General features: G+C 49.2%; 21 protein-coding genes. 16 read left to right on the top strand and 5 right to left on the bottom strand.

Annotation, left to right across the window (positions count from 1 at the left end):
- The first annotated feature begins 2 nt into the window (after positions 1-2).
- The 4 genes from waaC to M5E81_RS09360 all read left to right on the top strand — a co-directional run bounded on the left by waaC (position 3) and on the right by M5E81_RS09360 (position 4,296).
- Positions 3-1,046, top strand: coding sequence for a lipopolysaccharide heptosyltransferase I (waaC, locus tag M5E81_RS09375; RefSeq protein WP_249747362.1), 1,044 nt, complete (start codon positions 3-5; stop codon positions 1,044-1,046).
- The gene (locus M5E81_RS09370) at positions 1,046-2,092 is read left to right on the top strand and encodes a glycosyltransferase family 9 protein (protein ID WP_249747361.1); all 1,047 of its coding nucleotides are present in this window, start codon (positions 1,046-1,048) and stop codon (positions 2,090-2,092) included. The genes waaC and M5E81_RS09370 overlap by 1 nt, the downstream gene beginning before the upstream one ends.
- A 1-nt stretch (position 2,093) precedes the next feature.
- A complete protein-coding gene (locus tag M5E81_RS09365) occupies positions 2,094-2,738 on the top strand; it encodes a hypothetical protein (RefSeq protein ID WP_040565112.1) in 645 nt (214 codons plus the stop codon).
- Positions 2,739-2,892: 154 nt separating this feature from the next.
- Positions 2,893-4,296 carry an alanine/glycine:cation symporter family protein gene (locus M5E81_RS09360; protein WP_249747360.1) on the top strand — a complete coding sequence of 468 codons (1,404 nt, stop codon included), beginning with the start codon at positions 2,893-2,895 and terminating at the stop codon, positions 4,294-4,296.
- A gap of 111 nt (positions 4,297-4,407) precedes the next feature.
- Here M5E81_RS09360 and M5E81_RS09355 read toward each other — a convergent pair whose 3' ends face one another.
- Positions 4,408-5,448 (bottom strand): IS30 family transposase, encoded by a 1,041-nt coding sequence (locus tag M5E81_RS09355; protein ID WP_249746999.1) that lies wholly within the window; start codon positions 5,446-5,448, stop codon positions 4,408-4,410.
- A gap of 313 nt (positions 5,449-5,761) precedes the next feature.
- Here M5E81_RS09355 and M5E81_RS09350 point away from each other — a divergent pair, with 313 nt between their 5' ends.
- From M5E81_RS09350 to M5E81_RS09310, 9 genes are all read left to right on the top strand, one after another.
- Positions 5,762-6,565 (top strand): CoB--CoM heterodisulfide reductase iron-sulfur subunit B family protein, encoded by an 804-nt coding sequence (locus tag M5E81_RS09350; protein ID WP_249747359.1) that lies wholly within the window; start codon positions 5,762-5,764, stop codon positions 6,563-6,565.
- Positions 6,565-6,954: a 4Fe-4S dicluster domain-containing protein gene (locus M5E81_RS09345; RefSeq protein ID WP_249747358.1), complete on the top strand. Its 390-nt coding sequence runs from the start codon at positions 6,565-6,567 to the stop codon at positions 6,952-6,954. Before M5E81_RS09350 ends, M5E81_RS09345 begins: the two co-directional genes overlap by 1 nt.
- A gap of 11 nt (positions 6,955-6,965) precedes the next feature.
- Positions 6,966-8,954, top strand: coding sequence for a CoB--CoM heterodisulfide reductase iron-sulfur subunit A family protein (locus M5E81_RS09340; protein ID WP_249747357.1), 1,989 nt, complete (start codon positions 6,966-6,968; stop codon positions 8,952-8,954).
- Positions 8,948-9,385: a hydrogenase iron-sulfur subunit gene (locus M5E81_RS09335; protein ID WP_021719456.1), complete on the top strand. Its 438-nt coding sequence runs from the start codon at positions 8,948-8,950 to the stop codon at positions 9,383-9,385. The genes M5E81_RS09340 and M5E81_RS09335 overlap by 7 nt, the downstream gene beginning before the upstream one ends.
- A complete protein-coding gene (locus M5E81_RS09330) occupies positions 9,373-10,362 on the top strand; it encodes a 4Fe-4S dicluster domain-containing protein (RefSeq protein ID WP_249747356.1) in 990 nt (329 codons plus the stop codon). Before M5E81_RS09335 ends, M5E81_RS09330 begins: the two co-directional genes overlap by 13 nt.
- Positions 10,355-11,413 carry a 4Fe-4S dicluster domain-containing protein gene (locus M5E81_RS09325; RefSeq protein WP_249747355.1) on the top strand — a complete coding sequence of 353 codons (1,059 nt, stop codon included), beginning with the start codon at positions 10,355-10,357 and terminating at the stop codon, positions 11,411-11,413. The genes M5E81_RS09330 and M5E81_RS09325 overlap by 8 nt, the downstream gene beginning before the upstream one ends.
- Positions 11,406-12,242, top strand: a complete 837-nt coding sequence (locus M5E81_RS09320) for an FAD/NAD(P)-binding protein (protein ID WP_249747354.1) — start codon at positions 11,406-11,408, stop codon at positions 12,240-12,242. The genes M5E81_RS09325 and M5E81_RS09320 overlap by 8 nt, the downstream gene beginning before the upstream one ends.
- Before the next feature lie 292 nt (positions 12,243-12,534).
- Positions 12,535-13,209 (top strand): 4Fe-4S dicluster domain-containing protein, encoded by a 675-nt coding sequence (locus tag M5E81_RS09315; RefSeq protein ID WP_009145612.1) that lies wholly within the window; start codon positions 12,535-12,537, stop codon positions 13,207-13,209.
- Positions 13,210-13,244: 35 nt separating this feature from the next.
- On the top strand, positions 13,245-14,831 hold the full coding sequence (locus M5E81_RS09310) for an FAD-dependent oxidoreductase (RefSeq protein ID WP_009145613.1): 1,587 nt from the start codon (positions 13,245-13,247) through the stop codon (positions 14,829-14,831).
- 1,203 nt (positions 14,832-16,034) lie between these two features.
- On the opposite strand, the gene M5E81_RS09305 is transcribed toward M5E81_RS09310, so the two are convergent.
- The 4 genes from M5E81_RS09305 to M5E81_RS09290 form a co-directional block, all read right to left on the bottom strand.
- Entirely contained in the window at positions 16,035-17,510 is a 1,476-nt protein-coding gene (locus tag M5E81_RS09305) for an Lsa family ABC-F type ribosomal protection protein (protein ID WP_235398761.1), read from the bottom strand.
- A gap of 374 nt (positions 17,511-17,884) precedes the next feature.
- Positions 17,885-18,337, bottom strand: a complete 453-nt coding sequence (locus tag M5E81_RS09300; protein ID WP_021391067.1) for a GNAT family N-acetyltransferase — start codon at positions 18,335-18,337, stop codon at positions 17,885-17,887.
- Between the two features lie 25 nt (positions 18,338-18,362).
- Complete coding sequence (locus M5E81_RS09295) at positions 18,363-19,163, bottom strand: helix-turn-helix domain-containing protein (protein ID WP_249747353.1); 801 nt, start codon at positions 19,161-19,163, stop codon at positions 18,363-18,365.
- A 37-nt stretch (positions 19,164-19,200) separates the two neighbouring features.
- Positions 19,201-19,746 carry a P-loop nucleotide/nucleoside kinase family protein gene (locus M5E81_RS09290; RefSeq protein WP_021391068.1) on the bottom strand — a complete coding sequence of 182 codons (546 nt, stop codon included), beginning with the start codon at positions 19,744-19,746 and terminating at the stop codon, positions 19,201-19,203.
- Positions 19,747-20,126: 380 nt separating this feature from the next.
- Here M5E81_RS09290 and M5E81_RS09285 point away from each other — a divergent pair, with 380 nt between their 5' ends.
- The 3 genes from M5E81_RS09285 to mobV all read left to right on the top strand — a co-directional run bounded on the left by M5E81_RS09285 (position 20,127) and on the right by mobV (position 22,168).
- Positions 20,127-20,540, top strand: coding sequence for a cysteine-rich VLP domain-containing protein (locus tag M5E81_RS09285; protein WP_249747352.1), 414 nt, complete (start codon positions 20,127-20,129; stop codon positions 20,538-20,540).
- A 111-nt stretch (positions 20,541-20,651) separates the two neighbouring features.
- A complete protein-coding gene (locus M5E81_RS09280; RefSeq protein WP_249747351.1) occupies positions 20,652-21,047 on the top strand; it encodes a replication initiator protein A in 396 nt (131 codons plus the stop codon).
- A 182-nt stretch (positions 21,048-21,229) separates the two neighbouring features.
- Positions 21,230-22,168 (top strand): MobV family relaxase, encoded by a 939-nt coding sequence (gene mobV, locus M5E81_RS09275; RefSeq protein WP_249747350.1) that lies wholly within the window; start codon positions 21,230-21,232, stop codon positions 22,166-22,168.
- Positions 22,169-22,175 lie beyond the last annotated feature (7 nt).

Here is a 22,175-nt window from a genome sequence, read left to right as displayed (position 1 = left end):
TAATGGAGTATCGGAATATCCTGTTAATCAAAATGAGTTCTTTAGGTGATATCCTGCACACTTTGCCCTTTGCGGCAGCACTGCGCAAGCATTATCCCAAGGCGAAAATCACCTGGCTGGTACATCCGCAGTTTGCCGGCTTTGTACCGGATCCGCCGGTGATTGACGAGGTGCTTTATTTTGATAAGGTAAAATTTAATAAGCTGGGCTTCAGTGATAAGCTGAAATATTTTTGCGAAATGCGCTCTTTGCTGCACAGCAAGCATTTTGACCTGGTGATAGATATGCAGGGCCTTTTCAAAAGCGCGGTACTGGCTGCTATCAGCGGTTGCGATAACCGCATCGGCTATTGCGAAATGCGCGAGGGCAGCGGCTTTATCAGCAAGGCGATTGGCGGAAGTCATAGCAAGGACCATGTTATTGAGCGTTATCTTGACGTGGCGCGTTATCTTGGTGCCAAGGTAGAGTCATTGGATGATGTGGAATTCCCGATGCCGGATTTAAGCACGGAAACCGCTTCTGTGCAGCATAAACTGCAGGAGGCCGGCTGGCAGGGCGGCGATTACGTTGTTATTGTTCCCGGTGCACGCTGGTGGACGAAGGAATGGCCGGTCGAGCATTATATCGAGCTGGCGAAAAAGCTTACGGCTGACGGTACTGCCGTGGTGCTGGCAGGTGGTCCCGATGATGCAGTCAAGGGACAGAAGATTGCCGAAGGCACAGCAAGCTCGCTGGTTATCAATTTGACGGGACAGACAAGCCTGCGTGAGCTGGCGGCGCTGATTAAGGGCTGCAGCTTCTATATAAGTGCGGATACCGGCCCGCTGCATTTTGCGGCGGCACTTAAAAAGCCGCTTGTGGCGATGTACGGACCGACGAAGGCTGACCGCACTGGACCATACGGCAGCAAAAATTCCACGGTATTGCTTTCACCGGCAAAGTGTGCAGGCTGCTTGAAGAAAAAATGCGATAACTGGCATTGTATGCATGATATAACGCCGGAAATGGTTTATAAAATTTATCAGGAAAAGGTGGCAGAGGGCTGATGGCACAAGCTGTAGAATTAAATGGCAAAAAAATATTGGTAACATTTTTGATGCATCTGGGAGACCTGACGCTGACTACGCCTTTTATCCATGCGCTGCGTAAGGCAGCACCGGATGCACACATTACCTTTTTGGCGGATGAGAAGCTGAAGGATGTAGTGCTGCACAATCCGTATTTAGATGAGGTTATCACGATTGATAAGAAGGGCAAGGACAATAGCCTGCTGGCGTTGATGGCCTGCGCCCGCCGTCTGAGCAAGATGGATTTTGATGTGCTGATTAATCTGCATCCGAATGAGCGTTGCAGCTTTATTGATGCTTTTACCAAAGTGAAATTGCGTTGCGGTACAACACACACCATGTTCAAACCGCTTTGGGATGTGTTTACACCGCTCAACCGCACAATTCATGCGGCTGATATGTATCTTGATGTACTTACACAACTTGGTGTGCAGAAGCTGGAGCATAACGGTCTGGAGATTTTCCCGAGCGAGGAATATCAGCAGCATGCAGAGGAATTCTGGCGTGAGCACGGCGTGTTCGCTTCGGATAAGCTGGTGGGCTTTAACATCGGCAGTGCTGTTGTTACCAAGCGTTGGGCGCCGGAGCGCTTTGCCAAGGTAGCTGATATTCTTGCGGAAAAGGGCTATAAGCCTGTATTCTTCGGCGGTACGATGGACGAAGAAATGGTGCAGGAGGCCGTAAGCTTTATGAAGACGACACCTGTGGTAGCAACCGGCAGCTTCCGTATTGGCGAGCTGGCGGCGGCAATGCGTCGCTGCAGCCTGATTATCACCAACGACAGCGGCCCGATGCACGTAGCAATCAGCCAGAAGGTGCCTATCGTAGCGATGTACGGTCCGTCCAGTCCGAAGCTGTACGGCCCTTATACCAAGGATGCAACTATTGTGACAGCGTTGCCGCCTTGCCCAGGCTGTGCGGATGGCATGAAGCATAAATGTGACGATATGCAATGTATGACACGTCTGACGGTGGAGCAGGTAGTGCAGGCTGCCGAGCAGATGTTGGAACAAAAGGAGAAATAAATTGAGTAAGCAAAGCATTATTACCGGTGAGGTTTTATTGCTGTGTGAAAGATTGGAGATGGCGCAGTTTATGCATGCCTATCTCCGGCATTTATTTAAGCAGGGAATCAGCTTGCCTAACATGCAGATTGTAAATTATCAGAGTATCGATAAGTTAGACTTGCTGACTAAACGCCTTATACAGCTGGAAGGCAGAGAAATAGTGCGCAAAGCAGTATTCTTTGCCGACGCGGCTGATGAGCGCGAACGCCGAATGCAGAAATTTTTTGCAGTGCGTGACAATACTTTCTTTAGAGAAGTGGAGTATTGCACGCACTTTTTCTTTCCCGGCAAAAAAGCTACTAAACGTTGGCAAAAAGGCTATCTTGAGGATATGCTGCTGCAATCGCTGCGGCAGGAAAGCTCCGAATGCAGCGATTACTATAATCTTTATAATGTGAGTGCGGAATATCTGCAGACTGTAAATTGCTGCCGTGGGCGTGAGAACGGATTAATGAACTACAGCAGGCATTTATTGTATACATATTTCGCAGGAACAGAAAGGTATGTGGGCATGCGCTTGGGCGAGGCGGCTCTGGCAGGAGCCTTTGATTTGGAGCATCCGTGCTATGCGAGTCTTAAGGAATGCTTGCAAGGCTTAAACTAGAGCAGCAGAATGCGAGGTTATCAAAATCACTTAATTGATTTATTATATTGTGCAAAAGTGTTAGCTTTGTTAGCTGTCGTCCTTTCTGAATTTTGGAAAAGCAAGTAAATATGTTATAATTAACAAACAAACTAAAAAAGGGGGAGCAACATTTATGTTCGGAGAAATTATTGGAGCAATCAGCAATTTTATGTATAGTTATTTGCTGATTATCATGCTCATCGGTGTAGGCCTGTACTACACTTTGCGTACTCGTCTGGTGCAGGTACGTATGTTTAAGGAAACTATTCGTGTTATTTTGGAGAAGCCTGTTGAATCCGGTGCGGTATCATCCTTCCAGGCTTTGATGGTATCTACTGCGTCCCGTGTAGGTACTGGTAATATTATCGGCATTTCCACAGCTATCTGCCTCGGCGGTTATGGTGCTGTGTTCTGGATGTGGGTTATTGCTGTTGTTGGCGGCGCTTCTGCTTTTATTGAAAGCACCCTGGCACAGATTTACAAGAAACGTGGTCCGCACGGCAGCTACGGCGGCCCTGCATACTATATCGAAGCTGCTTTGGGCAGCCGCGGTCTGGCAGTGCTTTTTGCTTTGGCCTTGATTGTAACCTATGGCTGCGGCTTTAATATGCTGTGCTCCTACAATCTGCAATCCACCTTTGCTGCTCTGAGCTTCTATAATCCGGATACAACTCCCTGGATTATCGGCGCAGTAGAAGCAGTACTCGTAGGCTATTGCCTGCTGGGCGGTGGCAAGCGCGTTATCAAAGCAACCTCTACTTTGGTTCCTTTGATGGGCGTTATCTACATTTCTGTAGCATTTATCCTTACTATTATGCATATCAATCTGGTTCCCGGAGTTGTAGGCAGAATTTTTGCTGAAGCATTTGACTTCACTGCAATTTTCGGTGGCTTTGCCGGCAGCTGCATGATGTTCGGTATCAAACGCGGTCTGTACAGCAACGAAGCAGGTGTTGGTTCTGCGCCGAACGCTGCTGCTGCAGCTGACGTTTCTCACCCGGTTAAGCAAGGCCTGGTTCAGATGCTGTCCGTATTTATTGATACTCTGCTGATTTGCACCGCTACCGCTTTCATGTGCCTGAGCTCCGGCATCGAGCCGACTAAGGAGCTTGCTGGTGCGCCTTATGTACAGGCAGCTCTGGCAGCAAGCATGGGCGATTATGCTAAGCTGTTTATCACTGTATCTATGGTACTGTTTGCCTTCACTACTCTGCTGGGCAACCTGTATTATGTAGATAATGCTTTTGCTTATGTTCTGAAGCATGTTCCGGGCAAAACCTTTACTCTGTGCTACCGCATTCTGGCTTGCGTACTGATTTTCATCGGTGCCGGCTCCAGCATGGGTACAATGTGGGATTTGGCAGATGTTACCATGGGCTGCATGGCAATTATCAACTTGCCTGTTATCTGCATTCTGGGCGGTCCTGCTCTGCGTGCGCTGGATGATTACACCGAGCAGCGCAATGCCGGTAAGAATCCTGAGTTTAAGGCCAGCAAGATTGGTCTGACTCAAAAGCTGGACTACTGGCAGGATTAAAATTTGTTTCTTTGAGCTGTTACGAGCTTTCGTAGCAGCTCTTTTTTGTTTATGATAAAAAAGAGATTATATATTCTAAATTGCAATAAGAAGTTGCACACTTTTTGAAAATTAAGATGCATAGATCTTATCCAACTCAAAGTCAAACAGTTCATCTGGAGTTTTATATCCCAGAATCTTCCTTGGAAGTGAATTACACCAATCAGCGATAAACATAATATCTTCGTAGCTATAATTGTCCATCCTCTTTCCTTTTCGGATGAATCTTCTGAGCAAACCATTATGGCGCTCATTACTGCCTCTTTCCCAAGAACTGTAAGGATGTGCGAAGTATATTTTTATAGAAGTGTCATTCTCTATTTGCGAGAGTTCTGCAAACTCGCTTCCATTATCGCTAGTAATTGTCTTAAACACCTGACTGAATTTAGTACCATAGTATTCCTTTAGGTAAGCAATGCCTTCGTTAACAGCAAAGGATGTTTTACTAGTTATTTTCAGTGCGATATACTTGCGTGTTATACGTTCCACAAGAGTCAACACCACGTTGTCACTCTTGCTTTTACTTCCTATAACAGTATCTATTTCCCAATGACCGAATTCATTGCGTTCATCCACATTAGAATCCCTCTCGTCTATGCTGCGACCCATATGCTTCAGATTTTTCTTTATGCTGCGGGTTGTTCTACGTCTTCTTACCTTTAATGGAAGGTCAATGTTGCGCAATCTAAGCAGCATGGAATCTACATAGTTATAGAGAGTCTTTACGCACACAATTTCTTTGAGAGGAAATAGATGATTGTCTAGGGCATAGCCATGGCAGGCATCCAAAGACCAGTGTTCTTGCAATACTTTTCGAACAGTCCAAGTAACAAAATTACTTGTAAGAAATCTTTTAGACTTGCAAATACTGTTGCTATGGCTAGCAATATAGGCACGTTGAGCACGAGCAGCTCCATATCTACCGGTATGAGGATGAGCACCACGCTTGAGTTCATTCCTGATAGTATTTGGAGCACAGTTAAAATACTTTGCCAGCTGACGAAGAGAATACTGTTTAGAGCTGTCAGACAGAATTCCTTGTAATTCCCTGCGGTCTCCTAAAGAAAAGTGTTTACCTTTTTGATGATTTGTGATATCTTTGGTGTAGTCCATTGTGATTACTCCTTAGTTAGTTTTTGTGTAGCAACTTAATCTTAACACAAAGGTATCACAATGGACTATTTTTTATTCAATTTTTCAGGTGTGCAATTTCATTATACAATGAGCCAAGAGATTATATATGATTCGCAATTCACATTCCGTTTCGTTCAGAGAAAAATTTTCCCGTGTCCGCAGGACACGACGCAACCAAGAAAATTTTTCTTTGCTACTAGCAGTATTTTCAGAATTAATGTAGAATAGATACGTAATAAAGCAATTTTTTGGTCAAGGTTGTTTTATGTCCTTTGCGAAGGAGGGAAAGACGATGATTTATAATTATTATCCTGGCTGCACGCTGTCAACGAAGGCGAAGCAGCTGGATATGGCAGCACGACGCTGTGCTGAGGTGCTGGGCTTTCCGCTGGTAGAGCTGCCGGAATGGCAGTGTTGCGGCGCGGTTTACCCGATGGCGCCTGATGCTATTGCCGAGCGTCTGAGTGCGGTGCGTGCGCTTGTGGCGGCGCGTGAAAACGGCGGCGTTCTGGTGACGCTGTGCAGTGCGTGCTACCATGTCATCAAACGTGTGAACCACGATATGGCGACGAATGCGGAGATTCGCCAAAAGGTGAATAATTATCTGCAATTGGAAGAGCCTTATGCCGGTGAAACACGGGTTTTGCATTACCTGGAGGTTTTGCGTGATGAAATCGGTTGGGAAAAGCTGGCGCAGCTTGTGAGCCATCCTTTAAAGGAACGCAGGGTTGGCGCTTATTATGGCTGTTTGCTGCTCAGACCGGGAGCAGTTTTGGCCCTCGATGACGTAGAGAGTCCAACTGTTATGGAAGCCTTTATTAAAGCGCTGGGTGCGGAGCCTGTTATTTATAGCATGCGCAACGAATGCTGCGGCGGTTATCTGGCGCTGAAGGATAAGGCGCAGTGCGAGCAGCTTGTCAGCGAAATTAAAAATAATGCTGCAAGCTGTGGTGCGCAGGAGCTTGTTACTGCATGCCCGCTGTGTGCATATAACCTGACGGCCAATGGTGCCGCAGGCAGCCTGCAGACGCGCTACTTTACGGAGCTTCTTGCAGAAGCACTTGGTGTTGCGGAGAGCGAAGGAGGTGCGGAATAATGGCTGTTGATGAAAAGCAATTGACAGAGGATATTTTGCGCCTTGCTGTTACCGACGTGCGTCGCTGCATGCAATGCGGCCGCTGCAGTGCGAACTGTGAAGCTGCGTCTAAAATGGATTTGCTGCCCCACCGCGTAGTTTGGGACTTAAACAGCGGTTATGCATCCGAGCTGCTGGAGGCTGATGCACCGTGGCAATGTCTGTCCTGCATGGCGTGCGAGGAGCGCTGCCCACGTGGCGTGAGTCCGGCGCGTATTATGGAGGCGTTGCGTCTGCTGCAGATTCGTCAGCAAGGAAACAACAAGCTGCCTGCGGAAAGTGTGGAGCATTATCCGAGCGATATGCCGCAGCAGCTTTTGGTTGCAGCCTTTAGAAAATATAATAAATAGGGGGAAGCTACGTGCAAAAGATTGGTGTTTTTGTTTGTTGGTGTGGCAGCAACATCGCCGGCACGGTAGATGTTGCCCAGGTGGTAGAGGCAGTGCGCCAAATTCCTGACGTTGCCTATGCCATCGATTATAAATATATGTGCTCCGAGCAGGGCCAGGAGCTGATTCGCAAGGCTGTGGCAGATTATAAGCTGGACAGACTTGTTGTCTGCAGCTGCTCGCCGCGTATGCACGAGGCAACCTTCCGCAAATGTGCGGAGGGCGTTGGCATCAATCCCTACATGGTAGAGATTGCCAATATCCGCGAGCAATGCTCCTGGGTGCTGAAGGATAAGGCCGAAGCGACAGCGAAGGCGATTAAATTAGCCAAGGCAGCAATTGCCAAGGTGCGCTTTAACGGAGCGCTGAAGCCCGGCGAAAGCCAGGTAGTGAAGCGCGCACTGGTTATAGGCGGCGGTATTGCCGGTATTCAGACGGCGCTGGATATTGCGGAAGCAGGCTACAAGGTTGATATTGTGGAGAAGGAGCCGACAATCGGCGGCCGTATGGCGCAGCTCGACAAAACCTTCCCGACACTCGACTGCTCTGCCTGCATCCTGACACCGAAGATGGTGGATGCAGCAAACCATGAAAATATTACGCTCTATACCTATAGCGAGGTAGAAAGCGTGAGCGGCTTCGTGGGCAATTTTGATGTGACAATCCGCAAAAAGGCACGCAGCGTGAAGGCTGATATGTGCAGCGGCTGCGGCATCTGTACCGAAAAATGTCCGTCCCGCAAAACTCCGAGTGAATTCGATATGGGACTGAAGAATCGCGGCGCAATCTATATTCCTTTTGCGCAGGCGATTCCCAAGGTGCCTGTTATCGACCGCGAGGCCTGCATTAAGTTCAAGACAGGTAAATGCGGTATCTGCTCCAAGGTTTGTCCGGCAGGAGCAATTGATTATACGCAGACCGATGAGCTGATCACGGAAAAATATGGTGCGATTGTGCTGGCAACAGGCTTTAAAACGTTGTCTCTCGACAAGTTCGGCGAATATGGCTACGGTGCCAGCAAGGACGTTATCACCTCGCTGGAGCTGGAGCGTCTGACGAACGCAGCAGGACCGACAGAAGGTCATCTCGTTTGTCCTTCTACCGGTAAGGAGCCGAAGAAGGTTATTATAGTTTCCTGCGTAGGCTCGCGTGATGTGAGCGGTCGTGGCAAGAGCTACTGCAGTAAAATTTGCTGCATGTATAATGCCAAGCATGCGATGTATATCCGCGAAAAATATCCTGATGTGGATGTAACTGTTTTTTATATAGATGTACGTACTCCGGGCAAGGGCTTTGACGAGTTCCAGCGCCGTGCGGTGGAAGAGTACGGCGTGCATTATGTACGCGGTCAGGTAGGCAAGGTTGTTGTTGATGGCGATGGCAAGCTGACGGTTTTTGCCAGTGATTTGAACAGCGGTCGCAAACTGATGCTGAATCCTGATTTAGTAGTACTGGCGACGGCTGTGCAGCCTTCTCCCGATGCACGCAAGCTGGCAACGATGCTGACTGCCAGCATTGATAACGATGACTTTTACGTAGAGGCGCATCCGAAGCTGCGTCCGGTTGAAAGTCCGACGGCAGGCATTTTCCTCAGCGGCATGTGCCAGGGACCGAAGGATATTCCGGAAACTGTTTCGCAGGCCGGTGCGGCGGCCGTTAAGGTTGTCGGCCTGCTGGCGAAGGATAAGCTGCTGACGAACCCCTGCACTGCGCAGTGCGATACAAGCATTTGCAGCGGCTGCCTGGCTTGCACGCATGTCTGCCCCTATGGTGCGATTACCGGCGAGAGCAAGCAGGTTATTACTAAGCTGGGCGTGCGCGAAACACGTACCGTTGCCGTGGTAAACAATGCGCTGTGCCAGGGCTGCGGTGCCTGCACGGTAGCCTGCCCCTGTGGTGCTATGGATTTGCAGGGCTTTACTAATCAACAAATTCTGGCAGAGGTGGATGCATTATGCTAGAGAAGAAAAATTTTGAACCGAAAATCGTGGCCTTCTGCTGTAACTGGTGCAGCTATGCCGGTGCTGACGGTGCCGGAACGGCCCGCAAGCATTATCCTGCTAATATCAAAATCATCAAGGTTCCCTGCTCCTGCAGAGTGAATCCGCTCTTTATCTTGCGCGCGTTTCAGCGTGGCGCGGACGGTGTCATCATGTGCGGCTGTCACCCCGGCGACTGCCATTATTCGACAGGCAACTATTATGCACGCCGTCGTATGACACTGCTGCTCAGTATGCTTGATTATCTGGGCGTGGCCGGTGAGCGCTTCCGTGTGGAATGGGTTAGTGCGGCCGAGGGCGCACGTTTTGCACAGGTGATGAATGATTTTGCCGAGCATATTGCGGCATTGGGTGAGAATGTAAAGTTGAGGGATTTGCGATGCAAAAAATAGAAAAGCTGCTGCAGAAGCGTGCAGCTGAGCTGTTGGCAGAGGGCACAGTAGAGCGTGTGCTAGCATGGCAGGCAGGCGAATTCTTTTACGATAACGCACCTGCTGCTGTTGGCAGCGCAGACGAATGCGACAAGCTCGTTTATAATGAGTTCTGCCCTGCCAATCTCTGCAAATATTTAATCGAAACAAGCCATGCAGGCAAGAAGACGGCTGTTTTCTTAAAGCCTTGCGATACATACGGAGTGAACCAGCTGCTGAAGGATAACCGCATTAAGCGTGAGCTTGTCTACGCCATCGGCACACCCTGCAGCGGTATGCTGGATATCAACAAGATTAAGGCTGCCGGTGCTAAGGGTATCATCAGCGTGAGCGTAGACGGTGATGAGGTTGTTGTCAACACCGCTTATGGTGAAAAGCGTCTGGCGAAGGCTGACGTGCTGCTGAACAAATGCCTGATGTGCAAGGGCGCTGCTTATAAAATTGCGGATGAGGAGTTGGCTGAGCCGTTGACTGTACCGCAGTTTACCGGTGATAAATTCGCCAAGGTCAAGGAGATTGAAGCGATGAGCGCCGAGGAGCGTTTTGCCTTCTGGCAAAGTGAGCTTTCCAAGTGTATCCGTTGCAATGCCTGCCGCGATATTTGCCCGGCGTGCAGCTGCGAGCAATGCGTTTTTGATAAGCCTGATACTCCGGTAGCAGGCAAGGCTTATGCCGACGAGGTTGAGGAGCAGATGTATCATATCATCCGTGCCTTCCACGTTGCCGGGCGCTGCACCGGCTGCGGCGAATGTGCGCGTGTTTGCCCGCAGGGAATTCATCTGGAGCTGCTGAATATGAAGTTTATGAAGGATATCAACAGCTTCTTCGGCCAGTATCAGGCCGGTGCGGATAGCGAAACGCCTGCACCGCAGGTAAGCTATAAGCAGAATGATCCCGAGGCCAACAGTGCGGTAGAAGGGAGGGAGCAGCATGTATAAGATAACAAAGGATAAGCTGCCAAAGTTATATGCAGCCCTGCAAAATATCGGTACGCTGCTGCTGCCCTGCAAGAACAAGAGCGGTCATGCGGACTTCGCACCGTATCGAGAGGATGTGGAGGTTGCATTGGATGCGCCGCTGACGAACCGCAGCGCGAAGGATGTTTTCTTCCCGCAGGTAGAAAATCTGCTGACCTTTAAGACGAGCGGCAAGGAGCTGGCGCTGGAGCAGAATGTTCCGCCTGCCGGCATGACGATTGTCATGGGCGTGCGTGCCTGCGATGCGCGCAGCTTTAAGATTTTAGATAAGGTGTTTTTAAAAGCACCTGTTGATACATATTACAAAACAAGACGCGAGCAATGCGTGCTCATCGGTTTAGGCTGCAGTGCTCCCGAAGAAACCTGCTTCTGCCATGCCTTTGGCATTGACGCAGGTGCTCCGGAGACGGATGTGCAGACCTGGCTGGCAGGCGAGGAGCTTTGCTGGCAGGCTGTGACTGCCAAGGGCGAGGAGCTGACAGCGAAGCTTGTCGATGGCGGTGTGCTGGCGGAGGCAACTGCAGATGCTGCGGCAGCGGTCAGCGATCAGCAGGAGCAGACGCAGAAAATTTTGAGCGTATTGCCTTTGCATGATTTCAAGGTAAATGACGAGCTGACTAAGGATGAGCTGAAGGTATTCAACAGCAAAATCTGGGAGCAGATGGCTGCAGGCTGCCTGTCCTGCTGTACTTGTACCTATGTGTGCCCTACCTGTCATTGCTACGATATCCGTGATTATCAGGAGACTGAGGAGCGCACGCAACGCTATCGCTGCTGGGACAGCTGCATGGCGAAGGATTTTACGCTGATGGCGCATGGCAGTCCGCGTAAGACGAAGGTGGAGCGCTTCCGTCAGCGTTATATGCATAAGCTGGTATATTTCCCGGAGAACAATGACGGTGAATATGCTTGCGTCGGCTGTGGACGCTGCCTGCAAAAGTGTCCGGTGCAGCTGAATATCGTCAAGGTAGCCAAGGCCTTGGAAAAAGCGGAGGTGAAGCAGGATGTGTAATTGTCAGGATACCTTGATTCCGCAGATTGGCGTGGTGACGGATATCTGCACGGAAACAGCTGATGTAAAAACCTTCCGCGTGGAGAAAATCGGCGGCGGTAAGCTGTTTGAGCATCTGCCGGGACAATGCGCTATTCTTTCCGTTCCCGGTAAGGGTGAGGCGATTTTTTCCATTACCTCCTCTCCGACGAACGAAAAATATATGGAGTTCAGCATTAAACGCTGCGGCTCGATTACGAACTTTTTGCATTTTGATATTGAACCGGGCCAGCAGATAGCAGTGCGCGGACCTTACGGCAATCATTTCCCTGTTGAGGATAAATTGAAGGGCAAGGATTTACTGTTTATTGCCGGTGGTATCGGTTTGGCGCCGCTGCGCAGTGTAATCAATTATATGCTGGATAAGCGTGACGATTACGGCAGCATTGATGTTGTTTACGGCGCACGCAGCAAGGAAGATTTTGTGCGTTATGACGAGCTGACGAATGTGTGGCCGGTGCAAAAGGATACGCGTGTGCATCTGACGATTGACCGTGCGCAGGAGGGCTGGACGGGCAATGTCGGCTTTGTGCCTAATTTCCTGAAGGACCTGAAGTTTACGCCGGATAAGACGGTGCTGCTGTGCGGTCCGCCGATTATGATTAAGCTGTGCCTGGCGGCGTTGATTGAGATGGGCTTTGAGAAGAAGCAGGTTTATACGACGCTGGAGCTACGCATGAAGTGCGGCGTTGGTAAGTGCGGTCGCTGTAATATCGGCAAGAAGTACGTGTGCAAGGATGGACCGGTGTTTACCTGCGATGAGCTGGACGAGATACCGGACGAATATTGATTATATTTTGCGTCGCCATAAATATATCGTTCCAGTCAGGAGCAATTTTCCTATGACTTAGGGCATAACGCAAATTTCGTGCGGAAGCAAGACGGAACTTCGGTAAAATTTGTCATATAGTAACAGTAAGTTACGTACCCTTGTTCCTGTGCTTCCAAGCACTCATTTGCTAAAATTGCTATTCCTTACACGATATATTGATGGCTCGTAACGAAGCTGTTTCGTTTATAGCGGATTTTAGCTTTGAGATTCTGAAATACGTTTTGGAGAAGAAAATATAAGGAGCAAAAATATGGAAGAAATGGTAACTGTTTACCTGCTGGGCAAAAAGTACAGTGTCCCGGCAACCCTGACCATTATGGATGCCATGGAATATGCAGGCTTTAAGCTGGTGCGCGGCTGCGGCTGCCGCAGCGGCTTTTGCGGAGCCTGTGCAGTAATTTATCGCCTGAAGGGCAGCACGGAGCTGAAGGTTGTGCTTTCCTGCCAGACGAAGGTTGAGGAAGGCATGTGCGTTGGCAAGATTGATTCCTTCCCGATTAACAAGCGCACCTTTAATATCGAAGAGATTAAGGCAAGCGATAATATTGTCGGTCAGCTGTATCCGGAAATCTTCAGCTGCATCGGCTGCAATGCCTGCACGAAGGGCTGTCCGCAGGGCCTGAATGTTATGCAGTATATTGCTTACGCTCAGCGCGGCGAATATGAGAAGGCAGCACATGCTTCCTTCGACTGCGTTGGCTGCAATATCTGTGCATCCCGCTGCCCGGCGCAAATCAGCCACAGCGCTGTCGGCCTGCTGTGCCGTCGCCTGACAGGCAAATATATTGCGCCGAAGTGCGAGCATCTGGCTCAGCGTGTTGCCGAAATTGAAAACGGCGATTATGTAACGCTGTTGGAAAAGCTCAAAAATATGCCTTTGGACGAAATCAAAGACCTGTATAACAAGCGTGAGATTGAAAAATAAGGAGGTGCGGCAAGGTGAGTGCATTTACTGAAGATATGTTAAAATCTATGGCTAAGGTTGAAGCTACCCGTGCCCAACGTCTGCACGCTTCTATCGAACGCTTTACGGCAGAGGAGAAGGACGAGCTGCTGAAGGAGTTCCATCCGGACTACAGCTCCAAGGGCTTCAAGGTGCTGGAGGTTGGTCCTAACAAGGGCCAGAAGGTGCCGGTAGAATTGGCACAGCTGTTGGAGGGCAAAAGCCGCCTGCAGGATGTAGAGCTTGATTTGGAAAAAGTGGACTATGACGTTGATGTGCTGGTTATCGGTGGCGGCGGTGCCGGTGCTTCCGCTGCGTTGGAAGCACATAACGGCGGTGCTAACGTCCTCGTAGTAACGAAGCTGCGTATGGGCGATGCCAACACGATGATGGCCGAGGGCGGTATTCAGGCTGCGGATAAGGGCAACGATTCCCCGGCGCAGCATTATCTGGATGCTTTTGGCGGCGGTCACTACAAAAATATTCCCGAGCTGTTGGAAGAACTGGTAACCAACGGACCTTTGGCGATTGACTGGCTGAGCAAGCTGGGCGTTATGTTCGACAAGGAGCAGGACGGCACTATGGTAACGACGCATGGCGGCGGCACGAGCCGTAAGCGTATGCATGCCTGCGCCGATTACACCGGTGCGGAGATCATGCGCGTGCTGCGTGACGAAGTGCAGAACCGCGGTATTCCGGTGCTGGAGTTTTCACCCGCAGTCGAGCTGCTGCTTGACGAGGAGGGTAAAACTGCCGGTGCGGTGCTGTGGGATTTTGATGCGCAGGAGTACAAGGTTGTACGTGCTAAATGCGTAATCATGGCAACCGGTGGTGCAGGACGCTTGCATTATCAGGGCTTCCCGACTTCTAACCATTATGGTGCGACTGCCGACGGCCTTGTTATGGCATACCGTGCCGGTGCGCCGCTGATTTATGCGGATGCTATTCAATATCATCCGACGGGTGTTGCTTATCCGGCGCAGATTTACGGTGCGCTGGTTACCGAAAAGGTGCGCTCGATTGGTGCGCAGCTCGTAAACAGCGAGGGCGAAATCTTTATGCATCCGCTGGAAACCCGTGATGTGGCGGCTGCGTCTATCATTCGCGAATGTACTGCCCGCGGCAAGGGCGTGAAGGCGCTCGATGGTGTAGCGCTGTGGCTCGATACGCCGCTGATTGAAATGCTGCATGGTGAAGGCACGATTGCCAAACGCATTCCGGGTATGCTGCGCATGTATGCTAAGTTTGGCATTGACCTGCGCAAGGAGCCGATTTTGATTTATCCGACGCTGCATTACCAAAACGGCGGTATCCTGATTGATAAGGATGCGGAAACAAAGCTGCCGGGCCTGTTTGTTGCCGGTGAAGCTGTTGGCGGCATTCACGGCACCAATCGTCTGATGGGCAACAGCCTGCTGGATATCATCGTCTTTGGCCGCATTGCCGGTACTAAGGCTGCCGAAGCAGCGAAGTCTGTTAAGCTGGGCAAGCTGAGCCTGGAGCATGTACGTCGCTACGCTGAGGAAGAAAAGGCTGCCGGAGTGCATGGTGAGTTGTCGCCGAAGCTGCTGCCGGTTTATACTCATGGCAGAGATGTAAGGTAAAAACAAGATATAAATAAAAAACATACAACGGCAAACTTCACAGTTTGTTCGTTGTATGTTTTTGTTTTATATGCTAAAATATGTTTTAAGACAACCGTTTACGGGGTGGCATTGCCGAAATTCTCTAAGAGAATCGAGGTGATGTCTATGAGGAACGATGATTCCAAAGACCTGATGGCTTTTGGCATGTTCATTCTGGCATTGCTGACTTTTATCTTTCAGTACAGCAGATAGTCTAGACATAGAAAAACCGCCTCTGTAATTTGCGAGCTAGAGACGGTTTTTCAAACCTAATTTAAGCGGCAACCCACCTTTGCGGGTGCATCCAAGAAGCAAGTCCGTAGGACGCTGCTGATTGGTTTATGCACGCCATGCAATAGTGCCCCAAGAGGCGTAAGCCGATTGGAATGGCACGAACTGCTTGGGCGGTTGTCTTCTTTATCTATAATATAACATGAAGCAGAGTTTTTTTCAAGGAATTACTTGTGAACTTTTGGGAGTTTCACATAATTAAAGATATCACACCAATCCCATGCTGACTTTTGCTCAACCGATACAGCCGGAGGGCTGGATAACAAGAAAAGGCGGTATGCGCCCCGTGGAGGGGTAGCGTACCGCCTTTTCTTGTGGGGGTTTCCAAAGGGGGCAAAGCCCCCATTTGGCACACGACTTTGCGAAGCAAAGTGTAGTGTGTTATACCTGCTGGCGTGGCTGACGGGGGAAACGGGGTGCGGTGCTTTTTGCGCCCCGTTTGCTCCGGCAGGAAAACAGGCTGAATTTTTGTGAATGGGAATGAACAAAAAATCGGGCTGGTTTCAGAGAACGGCGGCAGGTATATGAAAGCCCCGTCCCTCGTCCTACGCTCCGACTTGTGGACAAAATGTCCCGAAGCTGTGGCCACACTCCCGGAAAAGTAGCAGGACAGCGGGCAACCGTCAAGGCTGAAATGAACGGTTTTATACCCGGCCTTGACCGCCGCCCTCCGTCCCGCTGAACGGGCAGACAAGGCGGCCAATCCCTCAAAGTGCTTGGCCGCACTTTTTTTAATTTGGGAGCGTTCTCCCTTGCAAAATTGAAATGGGCGGGAAGCCATTTTGTGGCTTTCCCGCCTTGATTACCTTTTGCAAAGACGGGCGGGGCTGTCAACGGCGGCGCATGAAATGCGCCGTTCATCTTGACCGTTGACTGGCTCGGCTGGCTTTGCTATTCGGTAGCCAGACGAATGCTTTTGGTCGCCATGTTATTTCTAAAAGCAAGATCATGTTCTACGAAGATCATGGTAGGAGAAAATTCTCTAATCAGATTTTCAATTTGCATTCGAGAATAGATGTCAATATAGTTAAGAGGTTCATCCCACACATACAGATGCGCTTGTTCACAAAGGCTTTTTGCTATCAACACTTTTTTCTTTTGTCCCGCCGAAAAATCTTCCATTTTCTTTTCAAACTGTATTCGTGAAAAATCCATTTTCCGTAAGATTGCCTTAAATAAACTTTCATCAACACGATTGGCTTCCGCAAACTCTGATAACGAACCGTTCAGCATAGAAGTATCTTGAGGTACATAGGACAATATCATGCCAGAACCTATTGCAACTGTCCCACGATGTTCTATTTGTTGCCCAACCAGTAGCTTTAGAAGGCTCGTTTTCCCAGAACCATTTTTTCCATAAAGGGCAATGCGTTCTCCCTGTTTTACTGTAAACGAGATTGGCTGGCAGACATTTTTGCCGTCAAAAATCGGTACAACATCAGAGAAAGTCACTAAGGTATCTGAAAAATAGAGAAGCGGAGCGATTTTCAAATCTTCTACGGTTTCCAAATTTTTGAGAAGGCCGGACTTTTCCTCGATTGCACGTTGCTGCCGCACTTCGATAGCCTTTGAGCGTTTCATCATTTTGGCAGATTTGTGACCAATATACCCTCGATCAACCGGGCCGTTCCCATATTTTGACGCTTCAATTCGGTCTGACCAGACAGAAGTTCTTTTAGCTGCCTTTTGCATATTATCAATGCTTTTTTTCAGCTTCACATTTTGAGCGAGTTCAAATTCTTGTTGACGCTGGAAGTTGGTAAACCAAGTAGAAAAATTTCCGCTTTGCACTTCGATGTTTGACCGATTGATCGACAGGATATGGTCAACACAGCCATCTAAAAAACAGCGATCATGAGAGACTAAAATGAATCCCTTTTTCCGTTTCAGGTATGCTGAAACGGTTTCTCTGGCTTCCATATCCAAATGGTTTGTCGGTTCATCAATCAGTAAAAAGTGTCCATCATTCAGAAAGAGGGTGGCAAGCAGCACCTTGGTCTGCTCCCCATTAGAAAGCGTAAAAAATGGTCTCCAAAGCACATCATCACGGACTTCCAGATAGGATAGTTCTCTCAACAGCTCCCATTCTTCCGCCAGCGGGCAGACTTCCGAGAGAATGTCCGCAGTTAATCTGTTTTTATTGCTAACAGGGTATGGAAAGTAATCAAATTGCACAGAGGCTTGTATTTTTCCATGGTATTCGTACTTTCCAAGCAGAAGATTTAGAAAAGTTGTTTTACCTCTGCCATTTCTACCAATGAACCCAAGTTTCCAATCTGTATCAATTTGAAAATTGACATTTTCAAAAATGTTATCATAGCTGGATGGATAGGCAAAGGTAAGGTTCTCGACTCGGATCATCGACATATCGCATTCCTCCTTTATTCCGGGGATAAAGAACATAAAATAAGAGCTGCAAGAAAGTCAATTCTTGCAGCTCGTCACAGCATAATAGTACCACCCCTATCAAGAGTGATACGCCTACGATATATCGAGTGAATAGACTTTTAACTTTCTTGCAATGGGTACAATGGTACTGTAAAACACAGTATCACTGTATATTCCAATTTATTTGCAAGAAAAGTTAATCATCTTTCCACCTCACCTCTAATTTTATGTATGTTAGTATATCACAAAGACACAAGCAAGTCAAGGAAAAGGGCAATGATGATAATGAGTATAAGGCAGGGTACTTTCTGTTTTTGCTTCTCTGCGAGATATGAGATTTCGTAAAATCCGATTTAGATGTTAAGGCTCATGTATAAAAGCGGATAAGGATTGCCCTGTTCGTCAAGGTCTGTCCTTTTATAAACCTGAAAGCCCATGTGTTCATAAAAGCCCTTGGCCTGTGGGTTTTGCTCATTCACAGCCACCCGCTCTACGGCATAGGTTTTAATCCCATATTGGAGCAGGCGCTTTCCGAGCCCCTTTCCTCTTTCTTCCGGGGAAATGAACAGCATTTCCAAGGTGCCGTCCTTGATCCCCATAAAAGCCCCGGGGCAGCCCCTATCATCTTCTGCAATCATCAAATGCGCAATTCCAGCGAGCGCCTGCGGTACATATTCTTTTATCTTTTTGATTTCACTGTCCGACAGAAACAGGTGTGTCGCTCTTACAGAACTTTCCCATACCGTCAGCAGCCGATTTATGAAATCCGCCGTCCTGTTTTTGGTTTCTACTTCAATGAATCTCATTTTTCCTTTTTGCATATCTAATTTCTCATTTTCTTCCCCGCTGCGGGTTTGGATTTTTCAGCAAGTCCGACTTCTGTGCAATCCTTTTCAGCCATTTCTTTTCCTCCTCCGACAGCTTCCCATAGTTCAGTTTGAGCCGCTTGCAGATAAAGGCCATCGCAGCCTGTTCCGGGTCGCTGTTTGGGCTGGCGGCTTCTTCGGCGGTCTGCAAGAAATCTTCCAGAGGATTGTCCTCCGGGACACTGAAAAAATCGTCCTTGTGGGCTTCCCGCAGGTCAAGGGCTATCTTGTTTATGTCCTGCTGTATCACATAGCGGCAAAAGCTGTCGTCGTCAATGTGGGCGGCGATAAGCTGTCGCAGCTGCGGGTCAGTCAAGCCGGGATTGTGTTGTTTCATAATCGTTGCACTCACAGCGTCCACAATGGCGTTTGCCCCCTGTACCTGCTTTGCCGCTATGCCGTTTACATAGATTTCAAGGTCAGCCATGAGCCGGGGAAAATCCGGGTGCGTCGCCAGTTCACACAGGAGGGCATTATCCACCAGCCTGCTTTTCAAAAATTCAATCATATCATCACTCAAACGCAGGTCTGCAGGATCGGCGTTTGGGTGATTTTTTGTTTCAGAACGGCACAGCAGATAATCAACGGACACTTCGTAAAACTTTGCCAGCTGGATAAGGGCATAGTGGCTGATGTCCTTGAACTTGTCCCCCTCATAGCTGCCTAACGCAGACTTGGAGAGATGGGTTTCTTCCGCAAGCTGCTCCAGCGTCAGGCCACGCTCCACACGCAGGTCTTTCAGGCGTTCTTGTATGGATAGTTCCATGTTCTCCCTCCTTGTCTGCTCGACAAACTGGAATTGCCTAAAGCAGTAAAGCAGTACCCCTTACAATTTTTTCTTTTACTGCTGATACAGTATCTTTGACTGAGTGCGTAGTTGTATCAATAACATTTGATTCATAGATTCCTAAATTGGAAAATTGTTCCCACATCGTTTCAACTAATTCAATATTTGTTTCTCTGTCTAACTTTGAGCGTTTGATAGCTCTCTTCATAGTTTCTTCTTTACTTGCTCTTAAAACGATATAGTGTACTTCATAATGCTCTTGAACAATGTTGAGCCACGGCTCTAAAAACCACGGTCCTACAATACCATCTACAATTACATCATATCCACCACGAGCATATCGCTTCGCGGCTTCTAAAAATGCTTCAATGACAATCAAATTTTGCTCATTTGATTCTGGCAAATATGGTGGTATTGCCCCTTTACTCAAATAATGATAAAAGTCATCTGTGTGCATATGCACAGATTTTTCCAAATCCGATTCTTTTGCAACAGTAGATGCCGTTGTAGTTTTCCCCGTCCCCGGCGAACCTGTGATTACAATAATTCTACCTTGATCCATCTATGTGTTACCTCCACAACTTCAAATTTACTGTTCAGTTTCTTCCATTCTACCACAATTCCGAGAGCGTGGAAATGGGGGGATTTTCAGGCAGATTTCCCACCTTTCGGATATACGGGACGGGCGGTCATTTCGGTGTAGACTTAGGTTAGTTCATCGATGGACAGCACCTTGAAAACCGAATGACCGTCCGAAAAGGAATACCCCCGGCTGGGGAAGCACCGCAAGGAGCCGACTTCTGGACACTTTGTCCAGAGGTCACTTTGGGACAAGTTGTCCCGAAGTTATGGGGAGCGTGCCAACGCCGGAACACGCCGCAGGAATGGGGCAGGAAGCCTTTTCGGGGAGAACGGCAGCGGAAAGCAAAACGGAGGGAACGCATGAAAAATAATCCCTACAAAGACTTGCCGCCGCTGGAATGCAGGCCGGACGGTTCCCTTTACCGCATGACCCCGGCGCAGCGGAAACGGGCAAGCGCCCTGATACGCCGGGAGTGCTGTTGCTGTGAGGACGGCAACTGCATTGCCCTTGACGATGGGGACACCTGCACCTGCCCGCAGACGGTTTCTTTCTCGGTCTGCTGCAAGTGGTTCCGCTGGGCAGTCTTGCCGCTGGACGGGGCGTTGGAAGCAGAGATTTTCCGGGATAAGGACTTGAAACGCTGTGCAGTCTGCGGCGGCGTGTTCGTCCCCAAATCCAACCAGGCTAAATACTGCCCCGGCTGTGCCGCCAGAGTTCACAGGCGGCAGAAAACAGAAAGTGAACGGAAAAGGAGGTCTTGTGTGGACAGTTAGGAGCGAAAAAAGCCTTGATTTATCAGGCTTCGCAAGCCCCAAACCGGGGCGGGTGGTATAAATTATCGCCCACCCCGGAAAACAGGCTTCTAACCGTCCACAAAACACGCTATGACAAACACGATTTACATTCATCAGCCGGAACAGGCGTTCAGCTTCACCCGGCTCCCCAATTTCCTCTTTGAAGCACCTACATTCAAGCCCCTGTCCAATGAGACAAAGCTGCTGTATGCCTTTATCCTGCGCCGGACGGAGTTATCCCGGGAAAATGGGTGGGCGGACGAGTATGGGCGGATTTATCTGTATTATCCCATTTGCGAGGTGGTTGACCTGCTCCGCTGTGGGCGGCAAAAGGCGGTGAATACCCTGCGGGAACTGCAATACGCCGGGCTGATAGAGATCCAGAAGCAGGGCTGTGGAAAACCCAATCGCATTTACCCAAAATCCTATGAAGCGGTTCCAAACACCGACTTCAAGAAATCCGGTTATGGTACGCCGGAGGGCTGAAAACCGTACCCATGAAGTACGGAAATCACCCGTGAGAAGTACGGAAACCGGACGGTATATAGAAATACAAAGATTAAAAGATTGATTTAGATTCTATCCATTCCAATCTTATCCGAGCTATTTCCGGCGGGATTTTCCCTGTGGAAAACCCCGGATGGGAAAGGAATGGGGAAAGGAGTTTCATGGCACAACACGCAATCTTGCGTTTTGAGAAGCACAAGGGCAACCCGGCAAGGCCGCTGGAAGCCCATCACGAACGCCAGAAAGAACAGTACGCCAGCAACCCCGACATTGACACAGCCAAAAGCAAGTACAACTTCCATATCGTCAAGCCGGAGGGACGCTATTACCACTTCATTCAGAGCCGTATCGAGCAGGCCGGGTGCCGGACGAGAAAAGACAGCACCCGGTTTGTCGATACCCTGATAACTGCCAGCCCGGAGTTTTTCAAGGGGAAATCCCCAAAGGAAATACAGACATTTTTCCAGCGGGCGGCGGATTTCCTCATTGACCGGGTAGGCCGGGAAAATATCGTGTCGGCGGTGGTACACATGGACGAGAAAACGCCCCACCTGCATTTGACCTTTGTGCCGCTGACAAAGGACAACCGCCTGTGCGCCAAAGAAATCATTGGCAACCGGGCAAACCTGACGAAGTGGCAGGACGATTTTCACGCTTACATGGTGGAAAAATACCCGGATTTGGAGCGTGGGGAGAGCGCCAGCAAGACAGGCCGGAAGCACATTCCCACCCGGCTGTTCAAACAGGCGGTTTCCCTCTCCAAACAGGCCAGAGCCATTGAAGCCGCCCTTGACGGCATAAACCCGCTGAACGCCGGAAAGAAAAAAGAAGAAGCCCTCTCCATGCTGAAAAAATGGTTTCCGCAGATGGAGAACTTCTCCGGGCAGCTGAAAAAATACAAGGTCACGATCAAAGACCTTTTGGAAGAAAATCAAAAGCTGGAATCAAGGGCAAAGGCCAGTGAAAGCGGCAAGATGAAAGACCGCATGGAACGGGCAAAGCTGGAAAGCGAACTGGAAAATATGCAAAGGCTGGTTGGCCGTATCCCGCCGGAAGTGCTGGCGGAGCTGAAACGGCAGCAGCGAACAAGAGGGAGGTAAACGCTAT

This window comes from Phascolarctobacterium succinatutens, assembly GCF_023497905.1.
GTDB lineage: Bacteria > Bacillota > Negativicutes > Acidaminococcales > Acidaminococcaceae > Phascolarctobacterium_A > Phascolarctobacterium_A succinatutens.
This window is presented reverse-complemented; position numbering and strand designations above follow the sequence as displayed.